Source organism: Martinezella lusitana (assembly GCF_010668395.1).
Classification (GTDB): Bacteria; Pseudomonadota; Alphaproteobacteria; order Rhizobiales; family Rhizobiaceae; genus Rhizobium; species Rhizobium lusitanum_A.
In genome coordinates this window covers 82,940-106,544 of sequence record NZ_WUEY01000006.1, presented here as the reverse complement: position 1 = coordinate 106,544, position 23,605 = coordinate 82,940, and the positions used below count along the sequence as shown (strand labels likewise).

At 56.6% G+C, this 23,605-nt stretch carries 33 protein-coding genes and 6 tRNA genes; 24 read left to right on the top strand and 15 right to left on the bottom strand.

The features are described from left to right. Positions 1-17: 17 nt before the first annotated feature. The 13 genes from GR212_RS15610 to GR212_RS15550 form a co-directional block, all read right to left on the bottom strand. Positions 18-395 carry a hypothetical protein gene (locus GR212_RS15610; RefSeq protein WP_163987489.1) on the bottom strand — a complete coding sequence of 126 codons (378 nt, stop codon included), beginning with the start codon at positions 393-395 and terminating at the stop codon, positions 18-20. 210 nt (positions 396-605) lie between these two features. Beyond that, complete coding sequence (locus tag GR212_RS15605) at positions 606-920, bottom strand: hypothetical protein (RefSeq protein ID WP_163987488.1); 315 nt, start codon at positions 918-920, stop codon at positions 606-608. Next, positions 913-1,176, bottom strand: coding sequence for a hypothetical protein (locus tag GR212_RS15600; protein WP_163987487.1), 264 nt, complete (start codon positions 1,174-1,176; stop codon positions 913-915). Before GR212_RS15600 ends, GR212_RS15605 begins: the two co-directional genes overlap by 8 nt. Further along, positions 1,169-1,858, bottom strand: coding sequence for a hypothetical protein (locus GR212_RS15595; protein WP_163987486.1), 690 nt, complete (start codon positions 1,856-1,858; stop codon positions 1,169-1,171). Before GR212_RS15595 ends, GR212_RS15600 begins: the two co-directional genes overlap by 8 nt. Positions 1,859-2,432: 574 nt before the next feature. Then, the gene (locus GR212_RS15590) at positions 2,433-3,668 is read right to left on the bottom strand and encodes a vWA domain-containing protein (protein ID WP_163987485.1); all 1,236 of its coding nucleotides are present in this window, start codon (positions 3,666-3,668) and stop codon (positions 2,433-2,435) included. After that, a complete protein-coding gene (locus tag GR212_RS15585; protein WP_204326601.1) occupies positions 3,665-4,717 on the bottom strand; it encodes an AAA family ATPase in 1,053 nt (350 codons plus the stop codon). Before GR212_RS15585 ends, GR212_RS15590 begins: the two co-directional genes overlap by 4 nt. A gap of 42 nt (positions 4,718-4,759) precedes the next feature. Then, positions 4,760-5,635, bottom strand: a complete 876-nt coding sequence (locus GR212_RS15580) for a hypothetical protein (protein WP_163987484.1) — start codon at positions 5,633-5,635, stop codon at positions 4,760-4,762. 57 nt (positions 5,636-5,692) lie between these two features. Then, positions 5,693-5,872, bottom strand: coding sequence for a hypothetical protein (locus GR212_RS15575; RefSeq protein ID WP_163987483.1), 180 nt, complete (start codon positions 5,870-5,872; stop codon positions 5,693-5,695). A gap of 40 nt (positions 5,873-5,912) precedes the next feature. Beyond that, complete coding sequence (locus GR212_RS15570) at positions 5,913-6,083, bottom strand: hypothetical protein (RefSeq protein WP_163987482.1); 171 nt, start codon at positions 6,081-6,083, stop codon at positions 5,913-5,915. Between the two features lie 87 nt (positions 6,084-6,170). Further along, positions 6,171-6,389 carry a hypothetical protein gene (locus GR212_RS15565; protein ID WP_163987481.1) on the bottom strand — a complete coding sequence of 73 codons (219 nt, stop codon included), beginning with the start codon at positions 6,387-6,389 and terminating at the stop codon, positions 6,171-6,173. Positions 6,390-6,454: 65 nt separating this feature from the next. Next, positions 6,455-6,700 (bottom strand): hypothetical protein, encoded by a 246-nt coding sequence (locus GR212_RS15560; RefSeq protein ID WP_163987480.1) that lies wholly within the window; start codon positions 6,698-6,700, stop codon positions 6,455-6,457. A gap of 284 nt (positions 6,701-6,984) precedes the next feature. Then, positions 6,985-7,185, bottom strand: coding sequence for a hypothetical protein (locus GR212_RS15555; RefSeq protein WP_163987479.1), 201 nt, complete (start codon positions 7,183-7,185; stop codon positions 6,985-6,987). A 41-nt stretch (positions 7,186-7,226) separates the two neighbouring features. Continuing rightward, positions 7,227-7,415: a hypothetical protein gene (locus GR212_RS15550; protein WP_163987478.1), complete on the bottom strand. Its 189-nt coding sequence runs from the start codon at positions 7,413-7,415 to the stop codon at positions 7,227-7,229. A gap of 1,005 nt (positions 7,416-8,420) precedes the next feature. On the opposite strand from GR212_RS15550, the gene GR212_RS15545 reads away from it, so the two are divergent. The 20 genes from GR212_RS15545 (at position 8,421) to GR212_RS15455 (ending at position 20,294) form a co-directional block, all read left to right on the top strand. Further along, positions 8,421-8,756: a hypothetical protein gene (locus GR212_RS15545; protein ID WP_163987477.1), complete on the top strand. Its 336-nt coding sequence runs from the start codon at positions 8,421-8,423 to the stop codon at positions 8,754-8,756. Between the two features lie 84 nt (positions 8,757-8,840). Beyond that, the gene (locus tag GR212_RS37715) at positions 8,841-9,020 is read left to right on the top strand and encodes a helix-turn-helix domain-containing protein (RefSeq protein ID WP_163987476.1); all 180 of its coding nucleotides are present in this window, start codon (positions 8,841-8,843) and stop codon (positions 9,018-9,020) included. Positions 9,021-9,949: 929 nt separating this feature from the next. Then, positions 9,950-10,026: transfer RNA gene (locus tag GR212_RS15535), tRNA-Met, on the top strand. A 19-nt stretch (positions 10,027-10,045) separates the two neighbouring features. Then, the gene (locus GR212_RS15530) at positions 10,046-10,387 is read left to right on the top strand and encodes a hypothetical protein (RefSeq protein WP_163987475.1); all 342 of its coding nucleotides are present in this window, start codon (positions 10,046-10,048) and stop codon (positions 10,385-10,387) included. A gap of 807 nt (positions 10,388-11,194) precedes the next feature. Continuing rightward, positions 11,195-11,295, top strand: a tRNA-OTHER gene (locus GR212_RS15525). A gap of 605 nt (positions 11,296-11,900) precedes the next feature. Beyond that, positions 11,901-12,104 (top strand): hypothetical protein, encoded by a 204-nt coding sequence (locus tag GR212_RS15520; protein ID WP_163987474.1) that lies wholly within the window; start codon positions 11,901-11,903, stop codon positions 12,102-12,104. Positions 12,105-12,126: 22 nt separating this feature from the next. Continuing rightward, positions 12,127-12,258, top strand: coding sequence for a hypothetical protein (locus tag GR212_RS37530; protein WP_281411052.1), 132 nt, complete (start codon positions 12,127-12,129; stop codon positions 12,256-12,258). A gap of 108 nt (positions 12,259-12,366) precedes the next feature. After that, entirely contained in the window at positions 12,367-13,221 is an 855-nt protein-coding gene (locus GR212_RS15515; RefSeq protein ID WP_163987473.1) for a prohibitin family protein, read from the top strand. Between the two features lie 44 nt (positions 13,222-13,265). Beyond that, entirely contained in the window at positions 13,266-13,907 is a 642-nt protein-coding gene (locus GR212_RS15510; RefSeq protein ID WP_163987472.1) for a sigma-70 family RNA polymerase sigma factor, read from the top strand. Between the two features lie 6 nt (positions 13,908-13,913). Further along, the gene (locus GR212_RS15505; RefSeq protein ID WP_163987471.1) at positions 13,914-14,252 is read left to right on the top strand and encodes a hypothetical protein; all 339 of its coding nucleotides are present in this window, start codon (positions 13,914-13,916) and stop codon (positions 14,250-14,252) included. Beyond that, complete coding sequence (locus GR212_RS15500; protein ID WP_163987470.1) at positions 14,249-15,079, top strand: hypothetical protein; 831 nt, start codon at positions 14,249-14,251, stop codon at positions 15,077-15,079. Before GR212_RS15505 ends, GR212_RS15500 begins: the two co-directional genes overlap by 4 nt. Next, on the top strand, positions 15,066-15,203 hold the full coding sequence (locus tag GR212_RS15495) for a hypothetical protein (protein ID WP_163987469.1): 138 nt from the start codon (positions 15,066-15,068) through the stop codon (positions 15,201-15,203). The genes GR212_RS15500 and GR212_RS15495 overlap by 14 nt, the downstream gene beginning before the upstream one ends. Next, entirely contained in the window at positions 15,203-15,511 is a 309-nt protein-coding gene (locus tag GR212_RS15490) for a hypothetical protein (RefSeq protein WP_163987468.1), read from the top strand. Before GR212_RS15495 ends, GR212_RS15490 begins: the two co-directional genes overlap by 1 nt. Beyond that, the gene (locus GR212_RS15485) at positions 15,508-16,707 is read left to right on the top strand and encodes a site-specific DNA-methyltransferase (RefSeq protein ID WP_348643470.1); all 1,200 of its coding nucleotides are present in this window, start codon (positions 15,508-15,510) and stop codon (positions 16,705-16,707) included. Before GR212_RS15490 ends, GR212_RS15485 begins: the two co-directional genes overlap by 4 nt. Continuing rightward, a complete protein-coding gene (locus tag GR212_RS15480; RefSeq protein WP_163987467.1) occupies positions 16,682-17,014 on the top strand; it encodes a hypothetical protein in 333 nt (110 codons plus the stop codon). Before GR212_RS15485 ends, GR212_RS15480 begins: the two co-directional genes overlap by 26 nt. Further along, complete coding sequence (locus GR212_RS15475) at positions 17,011-17,505, top strand: hypothetical protein (protein WP_163987466.1); 495 nt, start codon at positions 17,011-17,013, stop codon at positions 17,503-17,505. Before GR212_RS15480 ends, GR212_RS15475 begins: the two co-directional genes overlap by 4 nt. Next, complete coding sequence (locus tag GR212_RS15470; protein ID WP_204326600.1) at positions 17,502-17,702, top strand: hypothetical protein; 201 nt, start codon at positions 17,502-17,504, stop codon at positions 17,700-17,702. Before GR212_RS15475 ends, GR212_RS15470 begins: the two co-directional genes overlap by 4 nt. 814 nt (positions 17,703-18,516) lie before the next feature. After that, a complete protein-coding gene (locus tag GR212_RS15465; protein WP_163987465.1) occupies positions 18,517-19,266 on the top strand; it encodes a DUF4145 domain-containing protein in 750 nt (249 codons plus the stop codon). A 49-nt stretch (positions 19,267-19,315) separates the two neighbouring features. After that, a complete protein-coding gene (locus tag GR212_RS15460; protein ID WP_163987464.1) occupies positions 19,316-19,861 on the top strand; it encodes a hypothetical protein in 546 nt (181 codons plus the stop codon). 28 nt (positions 19,862-19,889) lie between these two features. Beyond that, positions 19,890-20,294: a hypothetical protein gene (locus GR212_RS15455; protein WP_163987463.1), complete on the top strand. Its 405-nt coding sequence runs from the start codon at positions 19,890-19,892 to the stop codon at positions 20,292-20,294. Positions 20,295-20,312: 18 nt separating this feature from the next. On the opposite strand, the gene GR212_RS15450 is transcribed toward GR212_RS15455, so the two are convergent. Then, on the bottom strand, positions 20,313-21,431 hold the full coding sequence (locus GR212_RS15450; RefSeq protein WP_163987462.1) for a hypothetical protein: 1,119 nt from the start codon (positions 21,429-21,431) through the stop codon (positions 20,313-20,315). A gap of 18 nt (positions 21,432-21,449) precedes the next feature. Beyond that, on the bottom strand, positions 21,450-21,770 hold the full coding sequence (locus GR212_RS15445; protein WP_163987461.1) for a hypothetical protein: 321 nt from the start codon (positions 21,768-21,770) through the stop codon (positions 21,450-21,452). Between the two features lie 416 nt (positions 21,771-22,186). Here GR212_RS15445 and GR212_RS15440 point away from each other — a divergent pair. The 4 genes from GR212_RS15440 (at position 22,187) to GR212_RS15425 (ending at position 23,285) form a co-directional block, all read left to right on the top strand. Then, a tRNA-Lys gene (locus tag GR212_RS15440) sits at positions 22,187-22,262 on the top strand. Positions 22,263-22,273: 11 nt separating this feature from the next. Then, positions 22,274-22,347 (top strand) — tRNA-Gln (locus GR212_RS15435). Positions 22,348-22,510: 163 nt separating this feature from the next. Next, positions 22,511-22,597: transfer RNA gene (locus tag GR212_RS15430), tRNA-Ser, on the top strand. Positions 22,598-23,211: 614 nt separating this feature from the next. Then, a tRNA-Gly gene (locus GR212_RS15425) sits at positions 23,212-23,285 on the top strand. Positions 23,286-23,605 lie beyond the last annotated feature (320 nt).

Sequence of the window (23,605 nt, the reverse complement as noted above, 5' to 3'; positions counted from 1 at the left end):
ATTGGCGTTTAGAGAAATTATTGAGCCGCGAGGTACCCCGGCCCATAGCAGCGGCGGCATTCCAGCCGATCGAATTCGAGACCTTTATCGGCGGCGCGGCGGAGCATAGCCAATTGACCCTCGCTGGCTCGGATGCGCCGCAAGCGGCTGTTGATCGTGGGCTTTCCGTCCAACTCGTCCAAAGGAAAGCACTCGCCACAGGCGTCACAGCATGCGACCTCTTCGACCTGGCATCCGCAAGTGATGCAACGGTCGCTGCCGTCCATGGCGGTTTCGCCGCAGTTGTCGCAGGACCATTCTTTGTCCCCGTGCGAAATGCAGTCGTCCGCGATGATCAGCTTTCGGCCTTGGAAGAAGCAGCCACACGGTAGAGAAACAATGGCGGGTGTGCTCATGGAATGTCCCCCGGAGGAAGCGAGCCTCTGCCCCAATTCTCGCCCTCAATCCCGTAGAGGTCGGCAATTTCCGTATCGGTTGCGTCGCGCGAGCGAAGCCAATCCACGCATGACGCACACACTCCATAGCCGGTGTCCCGGTTCCAGTGCTGGTGCCATCGCCCGGCGTCTTCGCCGCACACGCAGCAAGAGAGATTGCGGAGAACGCCCTTAGCCATTGGCGCGGTCCTTCGAACGAACATCATGGTCAAGGCGCGCAAGAAGGTCGCGACCGACCTCGATCACGCCCGCGTTCACGTTTCCCGGCTTGAGAAGGTCGATTAGAACCTGAAGCATCTCAGGTGCGGCGGTCATGATCCGGCAATTGGCTTCTCCTTCCTCACGGCCATACCCGTCAACTTCGATCGGAACGGCGGCGAGCGGCACGGCGCAATTCGGTGCTCGAATGTATGCGATCAGCCGGCCACCGCTTGGGGTCGCGTGATAAATCCCGTCATTCCATGGGCCGGGGGTGTGTTTAGCCATCGGCGCGGTCCTCCGCCTTTGCGACCACTGGGTCGATGATAGCTTGCAGGTAGTTCCGTACGCCGGGTTTCATGTCCGCCTCATTGAGGGAGACAGCGTGGTGGATGTGTTTGAGGGCGGCTAGCATGGCGATGAAACATGCCTTCGCCTCGTCCACCTCGTCCGCGTCCTTTTCGGTGTGATCATCCGGGTCGTCGTTGGCGCGGGCGCGGAACTGCGCGGCGAGCCATTCCATGGTATTGAGCGGATTAGCCATCGGTGCGACCCTCCGCTTTTGCCAACGCTGCGCGAAAGGCAGCGCCGTGGCCAGCTCGCTCAATTTCGACTGCAGCGCCCGGAAGAGCTGCAATCTCGCTCAGGATAGCTAGCATTTCGTGCGCGGCATCGCGAACCGGGTCGATTGCGGGAAGCAATTCCGATTCCTTGCAGAGTCCATAGAGTGTTATCGCCGGCGACATGAAATCATCGCCGTCCATGGGAAAATCTTCACCGGACATGAGGTCATAGCCGAGCGAGCTATCCCGCGATCCCGCATAGCGTTCCTTCACGATCTGTGCGGCCTCTTCATCGGTGGCAGCGTCAACGTAGATCGTCCCCGCGATCCAGACATCGACACCAATCTTTTCGAGCGGGCCGCGCTCAACGGCGGCGATCACCTCGGCTGCCGTCTTCTGCCCCTTGCTGCAACCGGGGTCAGTATCGTCCTCGGATCTGTAAAAGCCGATGAGGAAAGAGTCATCGGTATCGATCAGATGATGACTCGAACCGTCATCATTGGTGATGAGGATGTAGCCGCCATCGCCAAAGGCCTTGCGCCATGCCGTGCAATTGCCACCGTTGGCATACAATTCAAAACCAGCGCTGGCGAAGAGCTTGCCGTCATCGGTTGCAAGTACTTCGGATTTCATCATTTCGAAGCGCGCCCAGAAATCAGTCATTTCATTCTCCTCTCAGTGCCACAATTGGCGAGAATTCGATTGTTCATTGATCACGCTCCGAGTTGTCATGCCGCTGGCTTACCTAACCGAGGGGTTCAAGGTTCCAGTCGGATACAACGAAGGGAGCGGATCGTGAGCAATCAAGCGATCGTCATGCGCGGAATGCTTTCGCCGGGTGTTCCGGTTACTGGCAAGCGTGGCGCTTAGGATGATTTCACCTAGGCTACCCGGTACGGGCGAGGCGACAGGAATATTATCCAATTTACCGTGTCAATTTGGCTGTTACTCCAGCGGGAGCCACCCGCATGCGGATTCGAATAGAAGATATCGGCGAATGGTCATTGTCGGTCTTTCATCTATCGTCGCTTTGTCTCTGGGGAGTGATATCGATGACAGCCGGCTTTATTGATCCGGCACGGGATAGGCCTCCTAAGTTGCCGTTCAAGGCGTCCCAATAGGGCGTTCGTAGCGGTCATCCGCCTCGATTGGTAATTGACAGATGTTCGTCCTGGCATGACCGCTCAGATGCTTTGGACGATTTAGGGGAGGGCGGCGACGAACGCCGCCCAATTGGTTATGCCGGGAGGTGGATCACTTCTCCGAACGGCACCTTTGCAGCGCGCCGGGCGATCGTGCTCCGTTCGCCGTATGCCGCCCAGATGACCGGCGCGGCTGGCTGTTGGCCGAAATGTTCAAGCTTGCAATCCAGATCGGTCAAATAGACGATTGCGGAAGCGTCCGGCGCATTGTCTTCGATCCATTCGAAGGCTGGAGCAAAGCGCGTCCCGCCACTTCCTCGAGCTGTGATTTGCATATCGTCGCCACGCTCGAATGAAAGCGTGTGGTGCACGACGACATTGCAGAAAACAACAGTGATCCTGTCCGCCGCGCCCTCATCCAAGGCCGCTTTGGCTTCGGCGCTGCAAGAGCCGAAGGCGTCTTGATCGATCGAACTTGAATCGTCGATGACATAGACGACATGTGACAGAGAGTCGGCGACAAGGCCGGGAAGGATCAAGCCAGCGCCGATATAGCGCCGGTTCGGGTTCATCCACGAATAGTCCTTGACGGACGATTGATCGATGAAAGCCCGCAATTCCTCTTTCCAGTTGTAGACCGGCGCGATTGTAACCGCGTCGATTTCCTGCAAAAATCCCGGAATGCTGCCGGCGTTGTGGGCTTTGGCAACTGCCAGCGCCTGCCGAACGTTCGCTTTCCAGTCGTTTTCGCTTGCCGTGAGCTTGTCCGGTTCATGAGCGGGCGCGGCATCCCTGATTTCGACCATAGCAGCGCCGGATTGATCTCCGGGCGTGCCTTGCTGGTTTCCGTCGGGCTTTCCGCTTCCTGCTGACGGTGCGCTTTGCGTGCCGCCGCCTTGCTGGTCTTTCGGCTTGCTGTTGCCGCCGTCCTTTTTCGCCTTCTGGAGGCGCTGGAAAATCTCCTCCTCCGATAGGTCGGCATAGGCGGGATTGATCAACGCGCCTTCAGGCAGGTTGAAGCCGGCTTGCTTCAGTTCCGGATTGACGGAATAGGCGCATGCCTTTTTCCAGTCTTCCGGCGCGCGGTTGCCGCGCCGGATATGATGAAGGCGGGCGCAACTCGAAACCGCGCTGGCGACGAGTGACCGCAAGACGGACGGTTTCAACCCCTCGACAAAGGAAGGGTTGAAGCCAAGGCGCGCGCCATCCGTCCACATTTCCTTGCATGTGGCATCCTCGAAAAGCTCCAGATGCAACGAAAGCGTGGCATAGAATGGCTGTTCCGTCATCAGGATGGCGCGGGCGTTATCGACGAGTTGAAGGGCGCTCATGCGAAAACCTCGACGTTGCGGCCGCACCAGTTCACAAAGGCCTGAGTTTCGGTCAAAGCCTTGTCGCGGTTTTGAGCATCAACGGCCGTCAGGACTTCATAGGCTTTCGGAATGCGCTTCACGTATTCCAGAATAGGGCCGAATGTGACCGGCGTTGCGGCCCGGGCGAGGGCGGCGGAAACCGCATAGAGAGCGCCCGGGCCGGTCGGAACCTTCGCGCCAGCCGGATCAGCGAGGATTGTGCGGATTGAAGGAACTTCGAGGAAGGTCCGAATGAAGCCCTCGAACTCCACAGATGGGCCGACGCCCACGCGCCCGGCAATGAGCGGTTGACGCATGTCCGCGTCGCGATCCACGTATTTCGCGGCGTCCGTCCAAGAGCGCGGCGTGGGGAATGCTCGGGCATCCGACGGCATGGAAATGGTCACTTCGCCTTTATCGGTCGCAGCGCCTGGCATCAGGTGCATGAGCAAGGGGCGGAACCGTAGGAAGGCGATCATTGCCGGATGGATGTTCGCGCCGATTGCCCAGTTTGCCCATGCCTCGACATCGGGAACGACATCGATGTGAGCGAATCGGTTTGCCAGTGCGGAGGGCATGCGCTGCGCGCTCGCCCGGTCAGATTGACGGTTGCCGGCGGCGGCGATCCGCCATCCGTCCGGCAAGCGATACTCGCCAATGCGGCGGTTCAGGATGAGCTGATAGCATGCCGCTTGCGTCGACGCGGGCGCCGCGTTGATCTCATCGAGGAAGAGAATCCCGCGTTCCCCGTCGCGCTTCGCATTCGGGAGGATATCGGGGTTTGCCCATACAGCTGCGCCGTCGCGGATGTGCGGCAAGCCGCGCAAGTCAACCGGCTCGAGTGTGGTGAGGCGCTGGTCAATCAGCGCCATGCCCAGTTTGTGGGCAGTTTGCTCGACAACATCCGACTTGCCAATGCCGGGAGCGCCCCAGAGCATTACAGGCGTGTCGCCTTCAATGTATGCTTCGAGCATCTTGGCGGCGAAGTCGATTTTGACGCCCTTGTCGGCTTGCGTGATCATGTTCATGAAATCAGTCTCCAGTAGGTGCCACGATTGGCGAATTGAAAATCAGGCGAGGAAGTCGGAAACGTCCGCGAGGATGGATGCGGCGGCATCCGCCACGCTTTCCCGCAAATCGTTGTTTTCCCGCAGCGTATCCGCGTCATGCCGCGTCAGTTCGCGCCGCATGCGTTCGGCAATCTCCGAAAGCTTCGGATCAGCCGTGATATTCAGGATTGGCAGGACTTGCGCCAAGTCGCGAACGTTCTCGACAAGGGAGTCGCGAAAAACGCCCTCCGCTTTCCGGTTATCGTTGCCGGGCACATAGTTGCGAAGCTTTTCGACCATGCGCTCGCATACTTCCGAAATGCGTCGGTAGACGTCCCGAATTGCTTCCTGCAACTGCTCTTGCGCCCGCGCCTCAATTTCGGCCTTGATGACTTGCGCTTGCGCGTCGCCCAGCGCCACGCGGAAATCATCGCCAGACGGAACCGGGTTGATGATGGTATCAAAGCCGAAGCGGCGGCGGATTTCCTTTGCGCTAGGGTAATCTTCCGGTTTGAAGAGATTGCCCAGACGCTGCTTTGCGTCTTCGACGTGCTTTTCGTATCCATCGATGAAATCATCGACGGCCTTTTCAAAGTCCGCACGGATGGCGCGCAACCGCGCCGTATAGTCGAGATAGGCGGCAGCCGGGAGAAGGCGCGCGCCGTCATCCTGCCATGGAAGCGTGCGGGAATAATGGAAGGTACGAGCGGCGGAAATTGCCGACTGGATAGGCGCAAGCGCGTCCTTGTTCAGCAGCAATTTGTTATAGCGCCCGGCATCATTGGCCGCGCCGTGCGACTCGTTCACCTCATCCGTCACCTTGCGATCGATCCGCCGCGCCGTCCAAGAGGAAACGCGGACGTGGGAAAGCATTGCTTTTTCAGACAGGACAGACATTTTCAAACTCCGTTTGTGCCACGATTGGCGAGATTGGCCGTCAGGCCGGTTGAATGATCAGGAGAGGAATTCACGCTTGCGAGCGATTGCCTTGCGCCTGGCGTCGCGACGCTGGCGGCCGTCTTCAGTCTTCGAGAACGGCGCGGCATGCTTGCCGACGGCTTCGCGGCGGGGCAGATAGTCGTCAAGGTTGACCGCGAACGAATGGCGTTCGGAAGCGGTAAGCATCTTAGTCATGGATTCAGTCTCCTCTGTTGTGCCACGATTGGCTGAGGGATTAGAAAGCGTTTCCCTTGAAGCGTTTGACCTGCTCTTTCTCATGTTTCGCGCCGAGCTCCGAAACGAGCGTGCTCAACTGGATTTTGAGATTGGACAGGCGGACGGGATTGGACTCCCGCCGTATACGTGCTTTCAGGGTGCGAACTTTCGTTTCCGTCGCGTTGCTCATGGTTCGATCTCCGTTGCGGTCACGATTGACCGGCAGGACACTAGCGTCCTGATATCGGCAGGCCGGAGCATGCCGATACGCAAGGCGCTAGGACTTCGAAGCCGTCATGATGACTTGAGCCGGGCTTTCCAGCTCACAGACCAGCGGCGCGCGCCGTAGGTCGACAGTGACGCCGGGCACGATTTCCGCCGCCCGCACGCCTTCATGAATTGCCTGCTGGCAATCCTGATAGGTCAGGTGTTCGTCAAGCACGAATGAATGAATGTCGCCCGAAATAAGAGCGTATGCGACAAGCGCGAATTTCATTGATCGATCTCCAGATGTGCCACAATTGGCAAGGGAAAGGCGCGGAATTGCCGCGCCTTCGATTGTCAGGACAGCTTGATAAGCGTTGCCAGAGCGCCAACGCCGATAATGATCAAACCGCCAAGGCGGACGGTAAGCGCAAGGCTTTGCCGCTCGATAATGTGTTTCAGTTCCGCGATATCCGCCTTTGTCGCCAATTCCGGCATGATGAAATCCTTTGCCGCTTCCGCGTGGGCTTCCGCATGCTTGCGCGAAATGCCGGCGGTTTCAAGCCGTTTCGCGTATCCAAGGGTATCAAAGGCACTTGCCATTGTTCGTTCTCCGATATGCCACCATTGGCAGGGTTTCGGCCTTGCTAGGCCTCATCAGGCGGTCAGCTCCAGACCGCGACCCACGGCGCAATAGCGCGCCGTTTGATGCCTCCGTTATTCCGTGCGCACGGTGGGCTAGCGCTATGACCGGTCCGCGTATGCTTGCGGCGGTATTTGTCAAAGAACTGAGACGATCATCGCGTCTCGCATGCTTGTTATGGGGATATGCCGGATTGTGAGGCTGGCATTTCGATAGCCGCCCGCTAGGGGCGGCTGCCGAAAGGTCAGTGCATGGTGAGGATCACGGGCACGAGAAGAACGGCGCATGCCGCCATGCCGAACCAGTCGAGCGGAAGGCCATGGCCGCCCGCAACCGCATTGCGCTTTGCCTTTGCGCCTTTGCCATACGACACGTTGGCATAGAAGCCGAACGCCTTGACGGTGATGATGGACATGCCGGACTTGGTGCGGGTGAGCTTGAGCATTGATCGGTCTCCGTTGGTGCCACGATTGGCAGGGGTTGCTGTTAGATCATCGTGCCGTAGGCAAAGGTGAGTGTCAGCGCCACCAGCGCGCCCGACACCAGCATCACGCATACACATGCGCTCTGGATGATGGCTGCGCGCTTGGCAGCTGCGCGGCGGGCGGTGCGGGATGAAGGCTTGCGGCTCATGGCGTCGGTCTCCAGTGCGATCACGATTGATCTGTCACCCAAGATAGACATTCCCGTAAGCATGTCAACGGTAAAAATGCGCATAAGAATATTTTTATTAGAGTATCCCGCAATCGCTGGATATCAGCACGCGCACGCATGAGGCAGTCGAGCGCTGCCACATCGACGATGATGACAGCCGCCGCCGCCGACCGTGCCCGCGCCGACGCTCCACCCCACGCTATCACCCAATGCCAGGCATCCACACCCCGCCGCCACGGCGGGGGGAGCAACACACTACCGCGTCACTCATCGATGACATGACACGCCCACCCACGATGACCGCTTGCGGTCTCGCCCTTGCTCATGACGCCACACAGAGCGCCACCGGCGCGCTAGCGCCTCAGACCAGTGTCGAGCGTCGCGCCGACCGGCTAGCGCCCGCCCACGGCCCGCCTCATCGACGAGGGCAGCGCTCGAGGGGTATGGGGGGTCGCGTTAATGATCCGCGAGCCCAACTCCGCGACCGCGTTGGCCCTCATTTTCCGCCGGCGTCAGCAAAAGGATTCCGGCAACCGAAATATCAAAATCGTGCTGCGCGATATTTATTCGCAGCAGGATTTTGTTATTTCCTTGAAATGGCCAAGGATCGATTACCCCCACGTTTCAGGCTCTCTAGGCAGGCGCCAGTCGCGATCGCAGCTCAAAAGGCGGCTAAGGTTGGACGGTTCCGTGGCGCACCAGGAGACCGCGGATATGACGCTAGATGGAACGCGATCAGTCTTCGCTTTCGCCGGATGAACCCATTCTGTGCCTGGTGCACTCAAGAGGGCAGGGATGCTTCGCTCGCTGATCTCGTCGACCACATGATCCCAGTTCAGGATAGGCCGGATTTGGTTCACGATTTCAAGAATCTATGGTCGCTTTGCACGCATCATCACGGCAGAAAATTCAGCATGGAGGTATACGCCCGCGATAACGGTCTACTTCACATGCTTCCTATTTGGTGTAAGATTCCCGACCAACGGCCGCCTCAATTTCGTTAGGCGCCCTTGTTTTGGAGGGAACATGCGTCGATTGGCGATTGCTGCAGCGTTGGCGATATCGGCGAACTGGCCGGCGCTTGCCGATAGTGATCCGGTGGTGAGCGCAAAGTTCGTTTGCAAGGCGGCGGATGCGCACATGTCGACATCACCTTGCCAGTATTCAGAGACGGCCAAAACAGTCACGGTCTCTGTCGATCTTAGCGGCTCGGATGCCAAAGAGCTCTGCCACACGATGCAGGTTTCGCTTATGCAAGAGCACGTCTATTTTGATGGCGAGCCCTGGAAGCTCAATTTGAAATCCCCGTTCAGCGGCGACAATACGATCGCGTTCTGTGATTTGCCTCAGACACCGCATTGAGACGGACATAACCCGTCCGGTCTTGAGGTTGTAGATTTGCGGTACAAATATGTACCGGCCTATGGCGAAGGACAGATTTGGACTATGACGGCGTTTGATCTCACAGAATGGCGCAATCGGCTTCGACTATCGCAAGCAAGCGCCGCAACGGCTCTTGGGTGTTCCAAAACAAGCATCGTTTGTTGGGAAAAAGGTCAACCGATCCCGAGATATATTGCTCTCGCCTGTGCAGCGATAGCTTATGGGCTTCCCCCATATCGGTGACTATTCCCATCAAGATGTCGTGGGTTTTCAACGCGCCTTTGTCGGCGCCGGAAAAAGGGTTTGATCCGGTCAAATTAATTCCTATGAGAATTTTCTATTGACATTCGTATGGGAATGTTGCAATGATCGCTCATCCTAAGAGATTGGGAAGCGGTCGGTGACGGAGCGGATCTACGGTCACGGGAAGAGGCGCGGGACTCCGAAACGTTAGCCGCGGGCGTGCTTCAGCCATACCAAATCCAATTGTTCACTTCTGGCACGTTGCCGCGACTGTGGTCATTTGGAGAGCCCCAGGCCGACAGGGTTATTAATGGTGGATAAGCCGGAACCGACGCCGGTATGCCCATGGTTCAGATCCGGACGATCCGGCAGAAGCCATGGGCGAGAAAAGAATTCAGATGGGCGCTTACGAAGCGCCGAGGTCCGGGCAACCGAAACGAAGCGGAAGTTGAACAGGTGGTGCTGCGATTGATGAAGTGGAGTAGGTCCTGGACGAGTTTTGCCTAAACGGGCATCCGAGGAGGGGGAGCGGCCTTATCAGCCGTTCGCGCCGATCGGCCTGATAATCGGTCGGCACCCCGTGAGAAGGCTGGATGACTTTGTCGTTCAAGACGGCCTCTAAATGTCCATGAACGGCGGGAATGCACCTTCACCATAGAAGAGGTGCGGTGGGGAATGCCGAAGATTAGTTCCACCTAAAGGCAAAGTTCGGTCGCATGGTCACGGTGTTATGGGCCTTGGTGGGTACTTGTCGGTTGGCGACCAATCCTTCCGGAGGATAGCGAACCTTCAACAATTCTGGGCGTTGATGCGGCGAAGGTGGGAACTCCTGCTGCTACAATCGCGACGAGGTGTGGTCCCGTGCTGAACACAGTCGGTCATCCCAAGACTGGCGAACGGGAAGAAGAGTTTCGCCCGAATGGGCACGATGCAGGGTGGAGCAGCTCGGTAGCTCGCCAGGCTCATAACCTGGAGGCCGGCGGTTCAAATCCGCCCCCTGCAGCCAGTTTTGGAAGGAAGACGGAATGGCATCGAAGAAGGGGAACTATAAGATCCCGTTCAACGCGGCCGGTGACCAACAGCACTATCCCGAAATGGAATGGGTTTCAGGAAAGCGCGTTGAGTCGGTGATGAAAGACAATTTCGTTTTCGACGATACGCTGAAGTTTGATGGGACGGCGCGCGGTCGCAGCGCCGCCTACTTCTACTTCGTCCGATCTAGTACGGGAACTCGCGTTACCGTGTTCATGAAAGAGTTCTCTGAAATGATGCCTCACCTCATCAGGGGCTCAATCAGCGGTAAGTTCACCTTCATTAAGCGTGGCGAGAACTATGGGACCGCGTTCCTCGGCGCCGAGGGAAAGTAAGCATGCGATTTCCGCGAAAGCGGATACGGGGCGGAAGTAGGGACGGACGGGCGGCAAACTTCGTCTGCGACTGAATACGCCGGGGAAGCACGGTTTGATGGATTTGCCGTCTGTCATTCGGGTCACCGACAAGGGACCGTGGAGTTTCCCCGGAGGATCGCTGGTTAAAATCCGGCTCGCCCCGCCAAGTCCGTATCGATTGGTATGGCACTCCTGCACACCGCGCTTCCGACAGGATGCAGGAAAAGATTCTCGGAGCGTGCCGGCAGAGTAGGGAGACGGTCCCTTAGATGCCGGGCAGGACACGACACCGGTCAGTAGGCAGAGGTCGCGGGTGCGTTCCCGCCCTGGACGCAGGTAGCTCAGGAGCAGAGCGCTGCTGAATACCGGCCTCAAGCAGATCCGGCACGGCGGTACCGTGCAGAGCCTACCCAGTTGCTCCAGGCTGGGAACCATACCATCGGCTCCGAATGGTGGCTCGCTCGGGCATAAGCGGCGCGCTAGACGCATAGCGTTGGCCGTGGACGGGACTGGCCGCCCGATCTGCGCCATACGTGAAGGAGAGTTGCGAAACTCCCCGCCGCTCCAGTTCGACCAGGGTGACCGGTTTCTCCGAGCCGGTAGATGTCGCCCCTGCCTCCTATCACTCCGGGGGTATGGCTCTCCGACGAGAGGGAACACGACGCGAAAGCCGCTGCGCGTGAGATATGGCGTCGGCCAACTAGGCTTGACCAGGCCGGGAGAGTAGCGGTCACCGAATTCGAGGCCATAGCCTCAATCAGTATGGAAGGCGGGAGTAACCAACCCGTATCGCTGTAGCTCAAGGGTAGAGCGCCGCATTTACCAGTGACGCCGTGGTTGGCCGAGGAATGCGGGGGTGCCGGTTCGAATCCGGTCAGCTTCCACCAGGTTCTGGAAGGCGCTTCGGCGCTGATCCGATCCCGCGATGTTGGATGGGCCATCTAACGGACGGACGATCGAGGGTAGGGCTCCTCGGAAAGGCACCAAGTGCTGGAGGTCTATCTCCCTCTTCCGGATCCCTCTGGAGTGTCCATGTCGGTGACGCCATGGTTGCGAACGTAAAACCGAAAGCGAAAGCCCAGTAGGTTATGGCAGGAATGCTCTTCGAGCCGGGTACACCCTTACTTGCCCCTCCAGATCCATTTCGCTGGCGCTGCAGTGGCGACGGCACACAGTTGCGAGGCGGACCCTAACGGAATTGGGCGAGCACCAGGTTATCCGGGAATGCATGCACCCGGTCTGGCAGGCGGGTTGAAGTAAAGGGCGAGGTCGCGAACGGACCCTTGAAAAGGCTGAAATCTGCCTCGCATTCAAACGCTCCCCGGCGCCGGGGAGTCAGAGCGGAAGCAGCCCGGGCGTGGCTGAGAGAAAGATGTCGGATGAAAGTGGAGATGCAGATGTCATCGAAGCAAAGCCCGACTAGAAGCGCCTCCCTGCTTCCGCTCGATCTCGGAGAGGACTCCGGATCATCAATCAACAGACATGAGGAAGAATGATGAAGACCAGACAGGTCGAGCGGGCTGAATTCCGCGCGGAAATGAAACGCGGCGCGCAACGCCGGCGGCAGAAGACTCGGGAGGAGCGCCAGGTCGATCTGGAGAACCGAAAGACGCAGTCTTCGACGTTGCGGATCAAGGCAATGAGTGCGGTATCGAAACTCTCTCAGTTCGTCGGAAAGCCCTCCACCGCCAAATAACAGCCCACATGGGAGACCGCGAATGAAACCGGAAGACATGAACACGACGAACGCCAATGGAAAGGCGTTCAACGGTAACAGCGGCGCGGTAGTCGTCGCTTGCACCTTCGTCGCCGCGGTGATCGTCGCGGCCATCGCGAAGGCTCTCCTCTGATGCTGAAGGTCATCGGTGGATTAGTTGTCGCCGTCATCATCGCCATGGGCGTGGTCAAGGCAATTGAATTCTTCGCCCCTAAGGGCACGAAGGAAGACAAGGAGTAACATGAATATCTTGAAGCTTGTTCTGGCGGCAATAGTCGCCATCGTCGCGCTCTCTTTCGCCGGCGGATCTTTTTACACCGTCGACGAAGGTGAACGCGCCGTTATCGTCACCCAAGGAAAAATCGTCGGCGTCGCCCAGCCGGGCTTCCATTGGAAGGCTCCGTTTATCACCGATGCCCATGTGATCTCGGTCCGAACTCAGGCCTTGGAATTCAAGAACGAGCCGGTCTACACGGCCGACCGCCAGACCGCTCAGGTGACATTCTCGGTCAATTACTCGGCGATCCCGACCGACCAGGAAGTCATCACCCTCTACCGCACCTTCCAGACGCTCGAGGGGATCGAAAGCCGCGCGATCGTTCGGCAGTCCCGCGAGCAGATAAAGAATGTCTTCGGCACGTTTACGGCTGATACGGCGATCCGCGAGCGAGCTCGCCTCAACACCGAGGTCGCGAAGGCCATCGCCGGCGTCGGGGAAGGCCTGGTGAAGGTGGAAGGGGTGAATATCGAGAACATCGATTTCTCCGACGCGGTCGAACAAGCTGCGGAGCAACGAGCTCAGGCCGAGATGCTTGTTCAGACCGAAAAGCAAAAGCTGGAACGCACAAAAGTCGAAGCCGACATCCAAACGACACAGGCTCAGGCAGAAGCGGACTCGAACCTTGCTCGCGCAAAGGCGGATGCCGAGGGTGTCCGTCTGAAGGGCGAAGCCGAGGCAGCGGCAATCAAGGCGAAATCCGACGCGCTGCAGCAGTCGCCGAACCTCGTCGAGCTCACCAAGGCGGAACGGTGGGACGGCAAGTTGCCAACGACCTTTGTTCCCGGCTCTGCGTTGCCGCTTCTGAACATCAAGTAGGCATCGCTCTCCACTTTCCCCTCCTGAATCCGATGGACGAACCGATGCGAACGAGCAAGCAGACATTTCTGACGCATGAGCAAGAGAAGACGGCTTCATCGGAAACGCTTGTTCGATCGCACCGGCCGTTGGTTCAGCACCTGGCGATGAAGTTCTCTCGCTATGGCGTGGACGTCGATGATCTCATCCAGGAGGGGAACGTCGGTTTGATTATTGCAGCATCGAAATTTGAGCCTGATCGTGGCTTTCGCTTCTCCACTTATGCTCACTGGTGGGCCCAGGCGAAAATGCGGGACCTGGTGATTAGAATGCATTCCGTAGTCAGGCCCGGGACCTCGCATGAAGCTAAGGCCGCTTTCTTTAAGGCCCGTCCGCATCACGACGTCAGCATTGACACTCCCGTCTCTGAAGACGGAATGACCCTCCAAGAACAGCTCGAGAGTTCGGAACCTCAGCCCGACCAAATCGTCGAAGCACTGCTTGACGGAGAGACTGCGGCTCGATCGCTACGCACCGCCCTTCGTCGGCTCAATGCAAGAGAGTTGGACATCATCAACTCGCGGTTCTTGAAAGATGAGTCAGAGACGCTTTGGGAGATCGGTAGCCGGTACGGGATCACGAATGAGCGAGTTCGCCAGATCGAGGCTGCAGCGCTCAAAAAACTGCGTAATGCAATGGCAAGGTAGATCTCTATGGCTTCGGCAATCAACAAGGCGACGGTCGCTTTTTCCACAACGCTCACGCTCAATGAAAGCGAGATCCAGGCCTTGGAAGCGCTTGTATGCTACGGCGCCGATTCCTTCCTGAAGGTCTTCAAAGAGAACCTGGGCACGGCTTACATTCGCAACCACGAAGAAGGAATACGCTCTCTCTTCGACGCAATCAATCGCGATGTGCGACCGGCCCACCGAAAGATCGTTGAGGCCCGGCAGGATCTAATCGACGGCGTTCGCCGACGATCGAAGAAGGACGCCAAACGCCAGAAGGCGCTCAATCTCCGGATCGAGCAATCGAACGGGACGGACAGATGATGATTGATGAGATTATCGCTGGGCTCAGCAGCCTGACTGACACTAACCGAATGCTCCGCAAATCGCTTGAAATGATCATGATCGAAGAGCTGCTCGGCCGCGATCGACGGATGACGTGGGATCGACAGCATCCTTATGGAATGGTCACCACCTCTCTGGATCATGCGCGCGATCTCTTCCAAGAAGCGCTTCCAGGCTGGCTGTATCGAGTTATGGAATGCAGCCTCAGCGACGATGCTTGGGTGACTCCGGATTTTAATCACCCTGAACATGGCGCTGAACTTCAAATGCGGTTTCCGGACGCCATGCGCGACCCACTCGAGTGGTTCGGCACCGACATATCCCTTTCACCGAGCGGTCGGCCGGCGTTGGCGCTGTGCGTGTCGATGCTCATCGCGAAGAAGAAGATCAATGAGCAAACTGCCCAAACGGGTGTGGAAGCAACGCCGCCCGAACGGTTTTTCGAGATGAACGACTTTCAGTTCGGCGACATTATTGAAAATGGCTGGGCTTCCGATTCAAACCCGACCAAGCGCGGCGTCTTTCTCTACTATAAGACGCGCACTGGTCGCCTAAATCCCGGCCGGCACGCTGTCATTCGGTTCAAGAGTGGCGGCCTCGGCGAGTTCCGCATCGATAACGAAGCAGAACTAACGAAGATCGGGACGATATTCGATGCCGATCGACAGCGGCTGGCCGTGCTATTGAGTGCCGCCGCCAGTGCCGAGCGCTTCATAGCATCGGTAGCCGCCGAGCGCGATGCCGCCCCGGATACCTTGGAGCAACTGCGCAGCGCGATTGCGGAGGCCGAAGGTGGCAACAACTGATTGGACCTGCTTTTACATCGGCTTCTTCCTGGGATTCTTCGCCGCTTCGCTGCTGACCGTTGCGTTGTTGGTATGGGCGCATGTCAAAGCGCTTGCCGACAGAGACCGTCAAGGACATTTCTAATGATGAATGAACTAATTGCCGAGGCAAAGCTCTCCTTGGGTCTACGGTCCGTATGGATCGATGACGAGGAATATGAGCGGATCGTAATTGCTGTACTCGCGAAGGCGGCATCTTTCGATGAAGACGACGCCAGAACGATGGCTATCGCTTCATCCGCGCGCATGAACCGACTGATGCGTATTTGCCAGGCGATCAGGTGGAACGACCTTGGCGAGCCGGCGATGAAAGAGAACGGCACCAGAGCAGCTATGCATGAGCTTGCCTGTTTCGTGCTGCAAGACGGATTGGAAAGGAGCGCACGGACGTGAGCATCCAGAAATCAATCCAGTTGCCGCTGTTTGAGGTGTTAGAAGAAGTCGGCGGCCGAGCACGCCCGTCTGAAGTCTACGAGCGTGTGGCCGACGCCATCGGCATCGGCGAAAAGTCGCGTCAAGAAACCCGAACGTGCGGTGACGGTCAAAGTTACCGTGTTTTTGATCAGCAGGTTCGATGGGCGCGTCAGACCGCTGTCGCAGAAGGCTTGATTGCCGGCGATCGCGGTATTTGGGAACTGACCGACTCCGCATATTTGAAGCTCGGAAAGATCCGACGCGGTGCTGTGGTGCTGATCTATACCACCGGTGACGGGTTTGCGCTCTGGGCCCATGCTGAAGATGCCGCCAGCTATATAGACGATGGCTCTGTCCAGTTGCTGATGACTTCGCCGCCGTATCCGGTCGTGAACCGGGAATACGGACGCTTCACGGTGGAGGAGTGGCTTAGGTGGATGCGTCACTGCATGGGGATATGGAAGAGCCTCGTCGCGTCGGGCGGCACCATTGCTGTCAACCTGATGGATGTTTTCGTACAAGGGACCCCGATGTTATCGCCATATGTCGAGCGCTTTACGCTTTCGAGCATAGACGATGTCGGATTGCACTTCGCCGGCCGGATGATGTGGTATTCGCCAACGAAACTGGGAAATATCGAATGGACGGCCAAACGAAAGGTGCATCCTCGCAACAAGCTCGAGCACGTCTTGCTCTTCTCTAAAGCACCACGGCCGTCTTGGGATATCACCCGCATCGAAATGCCGGTCAAATCATCATCTGGCCGGAAGGTGAAAAGGGATACGATCCGTCCATCTGGGATGGATATATGCGAAAGCGCCTTTGTATCTGGCCAAGGCCTACCATCGAATTTGATCATAGCCGGCGGCGCATCTGGCAATGATACGTATTCACGCCGGGCGCGTGACGTCGGTATTGGGCGCCACCCGGCACGTTTCCCGGAGGCTATACCACGTAGGATTATTCAATTGGCCACCGCGCCTGGGGACATTTGCTACGACCCGATGGCGGGTTCCAACACTACAGGAAAGGTCGCGAGTGAGCTCGGCCGACGGTTTATCGCTTCGGAGCCGATGCTTGAATACGTGCGAGCGAGCTCCCTTCGGTTCAGCCACAGATCAGATTTTCGATTGAAAGAGGAGATTGGCGATGTTGTCGGCAGCCAGGCACAATGAACTCGTCGATTTCATTTTGACCAGCGATCGGTTTGAAAACCGCAAAGAACTCGAAGACGCATTGGTCTCGCAATTCGCGGAGATCACATTCGACGAACTCGACAGGGCGATGTCTGATGCTGCCGATCGCGAGAAGGAGCGGGCGGCGGATCTCGACGCCGAGGCCGATGCACTGATGGAGTTCATGCCGTTGTTCGAGGGGGAGCCGAAGGGCGCGCTCCTCGGCGAGATTGCGATACGCAAGGCTGCCGCCGGCGATCCGCTGGCGATAAAGTTTCTGGCTTCGCTTCGGGAAGACGACCTTTGAGCGACGATCGCGACGACCATCGCAACAATCCGATTGAAGAAAATCCGGGCTCGACGCCCTACAGTTCACCTGTGATCGACTTCGCCCAGGTTCGCGTCGCCTTTGGCCTTCCGAAGTTCCACAACAAGATCTGCAGGCACCGGCGCCTGACCTACAATCCGAGCGAGCGGCGAGTTTGGTGCCAGGACTGCGAGAGCACCGTTGATAACTTCGATGCATTCATGACGATCACTTCCCACTTCCATGACATGGAGCGGGCCGCGCAAGCGAAACTCACCCGTGCCGCGGAGGCGGAGAAGGCGACGTTGGTCAAGAAGGCGACGAAGAACATCGATCGCGCCTGGAATCGCCAGCGTCCTATGGCGATTTGCTGCACCCACTGCGGCGGCGGCTTGCTGCCGGAGGACTACGAGAGCGGCGGCTCGGCCGTATCTCGGGATATCGAACTGGCGCGCAGAAAGCGCCTGAAAGCGGAAAAGGAAACCAAATGACACCCCACTATACCATGCAGTTCTTCGCCTATGAGCATCTTCCGGAGCATCTGCAGGCGGTCAGCAAGCCGTTCGGCGATCTCGCCAGGCAGATGGATACGGATTTGCCCAACAATCCAGAGAAGTCGGCCATGCTCCGGCATCTCCTCGAAGCCAAGGACTCGGCCGTTCGCGCCCTTATCTTCAAGCAGGAATGACCGGGCTATCTGATGACTGACGAGCACGCCACCATCCTCGCCTTGGCGAAACACGCCATTGAAATGGAAAGTTCGCCTATCTGGAGGTTGGATCCTGAAGAGGCGGATAGACTCCACGCCGAGGCCTGCGATCGGCTGTGGGGCGAGCTCCAGCGACAAGTCGAGCAACGGGGGGGAGAGGTTCGACCTCCACCCCCGACACCAGCGAGGCAAGTGGAATTGATCAGATCGATGGCTCTTAGGCGATTGAAGGAACGACTTCCAGAACTAATCGCAGAGGCAATAGGTGAAATCTCGCATGAATAGTGGCGCTCGAGGGGGCGGCGAACTCCGCTGGGAGTCGTTCGGTGGCCCGAAGTCCTGGGCTGCCAAGTGCGGGAAGGGAACTGTCGCCATTGTGACGGAGCGCTACGACGGAAAGTTCGCTTGGCAAATTACGGCAGTCCAAATGGGATGGCTCGGTAACGGCTTCGGGGAAGCTTCCCGCGCGGCAACTGCAAAGAAGGCGGTTGAACTCAATTGGCGGCGGTGGCTGGGCCATTACGGGCTCTCTCACGTCTAGTCTTTTCATGCGGCGATCGGCATTCCTCCTAGTCGTCAATCTCCATGCGTTGCGCTCTTGGCCGCCGAAGGAGATGTTTGCATCCGGTGAGCATGCTGTGGCGTTGGAAAACGAATTCTACTTTGCGGCAGCGGTGGTACGCGTGAAATATGCCAGATGGTGCCCGTTTGCAGTAGCCGAGAAACGAGTATTGCGGTGATGGCTGTGTCTCGCATAAGTTGCTCGAAGAGCCAGTAAGGATTCGAGGAAAGCATGAGACCGGACCAGTGGCAGAGGGCATTTTTGTCATTACCCAAATGGACGTGCCCAAAGTGTGAAAGTGGGTCGCTCGTGCCGATACCCGGGTTCCTCAAGGACCACGAGACACAGTACTCAATTGCTAACCATACACATCAGGATTTTGAGCCAGACTGGATCACTAGTCGCTTTGTTGGCATGCTTAAGTGCGATATTCCGCATTGTGGTGAGATCGTCACGGTGGCTGGTGACCGACCTGTCGTCTTATACGAAGATTACGAAGAAGAAACACAGAATTGGGAGTCCAACTTCCAGCCGTGCTTTATCCGACCGGCCCCCCACATCATCAAAGTGTCCAAGAACCTTTCGGACAATTGCGCATCTCATTTGAAAAAGGCGTTTGAATTGTATTGGGTAGATAAAGCCGCAACTGCAAATCGTCTGAGGATATTTGTTGAGCAACTCATGGACCAATTTCATGTGCCAACCGAAGGGAAGGGCAATAAGAAAAAGAAACATAAGCTAGATCTGTCAGAGCGAATCGAGGAATTTGACCAGATTAAGCCGGGACACAAAGACGCCCTTCATGCCTTGCGTATTGTTGGAAATTTCGGGAGCCATGAAGGTGAGGGCGAAACGCAGACGCTACTGGACTGCTTTGAAATTCTGGAGGACGCATTGGCAGAGCTTGTCGATGAGAAAAAGGCGAAACTAAAGGTCAAAATACAGTCGCTAATCAAGAGCAAAGGAAAACCTGACTCTTAGTGCTGAAACAAAGGAAATAAGCGTCGATTGCAGGCTGAGTGAGAGGCACATGATCATAAGACTGATTGTTGCAAGTTTCGTTCTGGCGCTGTCGGGGGGGCAAGTGTTTGGAGCGGAAACTTCGACCCGCGTAGCGCCCAATACGATAGAGCGCGAGGCCGCCGGGTCCGATTGGACCTATTATACCCAAACCGACGATCTGTCCGACAAGGAAATTAATGTGGCGCAGGTCACTTCGAGCAACACATTTAATTTCACATTCCCATACGAGGGAGATCAAAGAGCAAGGCTTGCTCTGTTCAACAACCCGCAGCATGGGCTTCTAGCTCTGCTCGTGATCGACAAAGGGCAGTTTTTCTGTGGGAGATCGGAAGGTTGTAGGATCCAAGTGAGAGTGGATGACGGACCGATCAAGACATTTGTGATCTCGGCGCCGGAGGACAATGGGACGACGGGCCGCTTTATCGAGAACCCCAAAGCGTTGGCGAAAATGCTCAGCAGAGCCAAGCGGCTTCGTATTGAAGCTTCCTTTTTTCATCAAGGGTCTCGAGTGTTCGACTTCCCGGTGGCTGGCTTTCGACCTGCGTTGAAATAATCTTCGATCTTTAGAGGAGGAGGGGATAGTGAACTATCGAATTTGGGGCGCTCTCGTTCTTGCCTGCTTGGCGGGATGCTCGACGTCTTCCGGACAATTAGAGTCAGCGAGCGGGACGGCGACGCAAACCAGAAAATATCCAGACAACTATCAGGCTCTATATCGCAAGGTGCTCGAGCCAGCACAGCGGTGCCTCGCCGGCGGGATCTCAAATCGTTTGACGGTGGACGCGCAACTCTATCCCGATCTCGGCTTCGGAGAGATAACAGATTCCAGGACCAGCATTGCCGGCAGGAATTACTACATCAAAGTGAAAATCTCTAAGGCTGGAAATGGTTCGGAAATGACGGTCTGGTCCGGAAACACCCTCGCAAAGTCGCACGATATGAACCTAGTGTTCAGTTGGGCGGAAGGAAAGACCGAATGCCTATAACAGGACGACTTAGCAAAGCTAGAGCATTCCGATGAAACGTCCTAACGACTGAACGGCGTTGATCAAAATGGTTTCGAGCTGTGTGTAATGATTACTTACGGCGGCGTCGATGATCGAATGACTGAGCGGACTGACAAGTGGCATCGCTCCGACAATGATGCATAGTCGTCTAATGGTTCGATGGAGATTCTTGAGCTCGTCTTTGTCGGGCTCTGGGTCCTTCACAACAGCTAAGATTCGCTCTGCTGCGCGCAAAGTCTCCGGTGCATGCTCGATAACGGGATCAACGAGATCCGGGCCCATGTTGTGGCTTCGGTTGATCATTTCCCGCAGTTCCGTCGCGAGCGCTTCAACGGAAGCTAGCCCGGATTCACGGGACCGATGATACTCCTGAGCGCGGCTAGCCGCTCGGCGCATTTTCCGAGGAACAGGTATGCCGATGACTTCGCTCGTTTGAAATGCATCAGAAAAGGCGGAGCTCTGAAAGCCGAACTGTGAAGATAATGCCGGTCTCCATCTTATATCCTGCTTGATAAGCAGTCGGGCAGCAATGGATACCTCGTCATCTTCAGCATATCCGAACAGATTCGCCTTGAGAAAAGTCTGGAGGTCGCGTTCACCGCTCAGGACGCTTCTGTCGTTGAAATCCGCCGGTGAAACCTCGTATCGATCTTCAAACCATTCTGCTATCAGCGCTATTCGCTTGGCTGCTTTTAGCGCGCGAAATGCTTGCGGATCGTAGGTCTCGGTAGCAAACGTGAGAAGCGGCGGAATCTGGATCACGCTTGCGTCCATCGATAACGCGCCATAGCTCGCGCCAATACTTATCTGCTGCGGTGGCGGATCTCGCCGTGTCCAATCGAAACTGCGCCTATCTAATGCGCTCGCCGCCTGGTCGATTTCCTCAGAGGGCACCTTCTCTGCAAAGATCTCTTCCAACTGTTCCTTTGCATCAAAAGGGCCGCCTTGCTGGGTGAAGTCGTACGTTCCTTCCTCCGGGTCGTAAGGAAGTTGGTTTCCCGGCTCTTCGAAGTTCTGGAGGAACCAGTCAATCATTAGATCAACGCGGACTTCCCGCGACAACGACGAGAACGTTTCGCTATCGTACTCGGTATTGTTGATAAAAATGGACGCCATTGTCTCGCGATCTGCCGTTTATGTCCTTGGCTTCTTAAGATATCGGCCTGGCTGGAAAGAACCATCTTCCGATGTCAGGACGGCTTTGATCCGATCCGGCAGACGGCCGAGGCCATTGAGGACCTGAAAAGCATCTATCATGTTGTCGAATGCCGTTTGCGCGATTTGAAGATCGATCTCGCGTTGCTTTTCGGCCTCTATCGCCGCTTTCTTTTCCTTCGCCATCATGAGTTCAGCGATCTTTCGATCGATCTCATTGACCGACAGTTCCAGGAGTTCGGGTCGCAGCTTTTCGATATCTGTGACCTCGATCTTCTTCTTTTCTTCGAGAATGGCCATCGATGTGATCCCTGTTTGAACGGAATTGAATCAAAACATGCGCGGAGGCATATGGTCAATGATGAAATGCGCCAGGCGACGGCAATGGTTACCGTTGTTTGACTTGAATGATTATCCGACCAGCGGCGAAAGATAGTCTGTTAGGTGTGCAGCAGATTTGAGCAATGGACGCCAAAATCCGTGAATCAACAAAAATTAATCTCGAGGGCTGCAGAAGTCCGAGAAACTAGCCCCATGAATTGAATTCATCGAGCTATCAAGTTAGTCAACAAAAATTAATCGCGATACCATGGTTGACGGATTTGGAATCCTAGACTCAAATCAGCAGCGAATCTGATGGTTCCGGTGGGGACCGAATCAAGCGAGAGAATGAATGTTCGACCAAATCAAACGGGCACAGCAGCGCTATTCAGCGTGACTGCGTAGCTCAGTTGGCAGAGCATTCGGCTTTTAACCGAAGGGTCGCGAGTTCGAGGCTCGCCGCAGTCACCAGCCTAAATTGATCTGGCTTGGCCAAGCGGTAAGGCATCGGAATTTGGATCCGAGACCCCTGGTTCGAATCCAGGAGCCAGAACCAGGGGAATGGATAATGCGTCAGTCGTTCTCATCATCGTCTTCGAGCAGTCGCGCTTCCTGAGGGAAGCTTGCGCGCGGAAGGTGGTGCTGGGATGGCTGGCGACCGGTCTCGAAAACCGGACTAACCTAACGGTTAAGGGTTCGACTCCTTCACCTTCCGCCACGGTATCGTGGCAGAGTGGTAATGCACCAGTTTGCTAAACTGGCGAAGCGGAAACGCTGCGAAGGTTCGATCCCTTCCGATACCGCCAAGAATACTTGTGAGAGCAGGGGCGATGGATGGGACCGGATTTGATCACCTGGTTGCTATGAAGTCGTCCCGTTTCATCGGCATGTAGCTCGACGTGCGGAGCGCGTGCTATAGGGTCGCCATGGACGAGAAAAGACGATTAGCAATTAGCGCTGGTGTAATAGCAAAGTTGAAGCAGACCGGTCGGTACACCGGAAAATTTACAAAGGCTGAAAAGCCTTGTGCGAGGTGTGGACAGATTTTCGCGCCGAAGAGAGCTTCGCAACAATACTGCAAGCGATCGTGCTTCGTGGTCAATGATACCCCTGAGAAAGTAAGAGCCGCTCGGGTCGTGCATGTTTCCAATAAGCGTCGGGCGCTTAAAGCGAAAGCTGTAGAACTGCTGGGCGGCGAGTGTGTTCGATGCGGTTATTCTCGCAGCATTTCGGCCTTAGAGTTTCACCACAAAGAGCCCGGCGGTAAGGATTTCTCGATAAGCAAGAGCGGTGCCACGAGATCTTGGGAAAAGGTAAAGGCAGAAGTGCTCAAGTGCGAACTTGTTTGCGCAAACTGCCACCGGGAAATCCATGATGATCTACGGAGTTTTTAGGTTCGAGTCCTGCCTCGCAGCCAATTGCGGATGTAGCTCAATGGTAGAGCAGCTGGTTTCCATCCAGCGCGCGCGGGTTCGATTCCCGCTATCCGCTCCAAACATGGGGTAGGTTCCAAGGGATCGGGGCATCCTGGTCGCGAGGTAAGGCTGCAGCGCCGCCCCATAGCCCGGGCTTCGGCTCGGGCATGAATTCGGCATCACTTGCGCTTGGAATTCGCTGTTCTCGCGGTTTTCGCCGGCTTAGCAGCTTCCATTTCAGCGTCCTTGGAGAGGCGTAGATCTCGAAGCCGAGCGGTCTTCTTATCGCGGGCGACTTTCTGCTCCATGATGAGCGCATAGGCTTCGATATTTGTGATTTCGGCTTTGGTATCGGTTTTACGGGTCATCCCTACTAACTAGAGCGCAAGGCTGCACTGG

Coding starts and splice junctions, on each gene's coding strand:
- GR212_RS15555 (WP_163987479.1), bottom strand. CDS start 7,185: ATGCTCAAGCTCACCCGCACCAAGTCCGGCATGTCCATCATCACCGTC.
- GR212_RS15470 (WP_204326600.1), top strand. CDS start 17,502: ATGACACCCCACTATACCATGCAGTTCTTCGCCTATGAGCATCTTCCG.
- GR212_RS15580 (WP_163987484.1), bottom strand. CDS start 5,635: ATGTCTGTCCTGTCTGAAAAAGCAATGCTTTCCCACGTCCGCGTTTCC.
- GR212_RS15610 (WP_163987489.1), bottom strand. CDS start 395: ATGAGCACACCCGCCATTGTTTCTCTACCGTGTGGCTGCTTCTTCCAA.
- GR212_RS15565 (WP_163987481.1), bottom strand. CDS start 6,389: ATGAAATTCGCGCTTGTCGCATACGCTCTTATTTCGGGCGACATTCAT.
- GR212_RS15510 (WP_163987472.1), top strand. CDS start 13,266: ATGCGAACGAGCAAGCAGACATTTCTGACGCATGAGCAAGAGAAGACG.
- GR212_RS15585 (WP_204326601.1), bottom strand. CDS start 4,717: ATGAACATGATCACGCAAGCCGACAAGGGCGTCAAAATCGACTTCGCC.
- GR212_RS15515 (WP_163987473.1), top strand. CDS start 12,367: ATGAATATCTTGAAGCTTGTTCTGGCGGCAATAGTCGCCATCGTCGCG.
- GR212_RS15575 (WP_163987483.1), bottom strand. CDS start 5,872: ATGACTAAGATGCTTACCGCTTCCGAACGCCATTCGTTCGCGGTCAAC.
- GR212_RS15500 (WP_163987470.1), top strand. CDS start 14,249: ATGATGATTGATGAGATTATCGCTGGGCTCAGCAGCCTGACTGACACT.
- GR212_RS15530 (WP_163987475.1), top strand. CDS start 10,046: ATGGCATCGAAGAAGGGGAACTATAAGATCCCGTTCAACGCGGCCGGT.
- GR212_RS15520 (WP_163987474.1), top strand. CDS start 11,901: ATGATGAAGACCAGACAGGTCGAGCGGGCTGAATTCCGCGCGGAAATG.
- GR212_RS37530 (WP_281411052.1), top strand. CDS start 12,127: ATGAAACCGGAAGACATGAACACGACGAACGCCAATGGAAAGGCGTTC.
- GR212_RS15490 (WP_163987468.1), top strand. CDS start 15,203: ATGATGAATGAACTAATTGCCGAGGCAAAGCTCTCCTTGGGTCTACGG.
- GR212_RS15570 (WP_163987482.1), bottom strand. CDS start 6,083: ATGAGCAACGCGACGGAAACGAAAGTTCGCACCCTGAAAGCACGTATA.
- GR212_RS15590 (WP_163987485.1), bottom strand. CDS start 3,668: ATGAGCGCCCTTCAACTCGTCGATAACGCCCGCGCCATCCTGATGACG.
- GR212_RS15505 (WP_163987471.1), top strand. CDS start 13,914: ATGGCTTCGGCAATCAACAAGGCGACGGTCGCTTTTTCCACAACGCTC.
- GR212_RS15545 (WP_163987477.1), top strand. CDS start 8,421: ATGCGTCGATTGGCGATTGCTGCAGCGTTGGCGATATCGGCGAACTGG.
- GR212_RS15605 (WP_163987488.1), bottom strand. CDS start 920: ATGGCTAAACACACCCCCGGCCCATGGAATGACGGGATTTATCACGCG.
- GR212_RS15600 (WP_163987487.1), bottom strand. CDS start 1,176: ATGGCTAATCCGCTCAATACCATGGAATGGCTCGCCGCGCAGTTCCGC.
- GR212_RS15445 (WP_163987461.1), bottom strand. CDS start 21,770: ATGGCCATTCTCGAAGAAAAGAAGAAGATCGAGGTCACAGATATCGAA.
- GR212_RS15465 (WP_163987465.1), top strand. CDS start 18,517: ATGAGACCGGACCAGTGGCAGAGGGCATTTTTGTCATTACCCAAATGG.
- GR212_RS15595 (WP_163987486.1), bottom strand. CDS start 1,858: ATGACTGATTTCTGGGCGCGCTTCGAAATGATGAAATCCGAAGTACTT.
- GR212_RS15560 (WP_163987480.1), bottom strand. CDS start 6,700: ATGGCAAGTGCCTTTGATACCCTTGGATACGCGAAACGGCTTGAAACC.
- GR212_RS37715 (WP_163987476.1), top strand. CDS start 8,841: ATGACGGCGTTTGATCTCACAGAATGGCGCAATCGGCTTCGACTATCG.
- GR212_RS15460 (WP_163987464.1), top strand. CDS start 19,316: ATGATCATAAGACTGATTGTTGCAAGTTTCGTTCTGGCGCTGTCGGGG.
- GR212_RS15480 (WP_163987467.1), top strand. CDS start 16,682: ATGTTGTCGGCAGCCAGGCACAATGAACTCGTCGATTTCATTTTGACC.
- GR212_RS15450 (WP_163987462.1), bottom strand. CDS start 21,431: ATGGCGTCCATTTTTATCAACAATACCGAGTACGATAGCGAAACGTTC.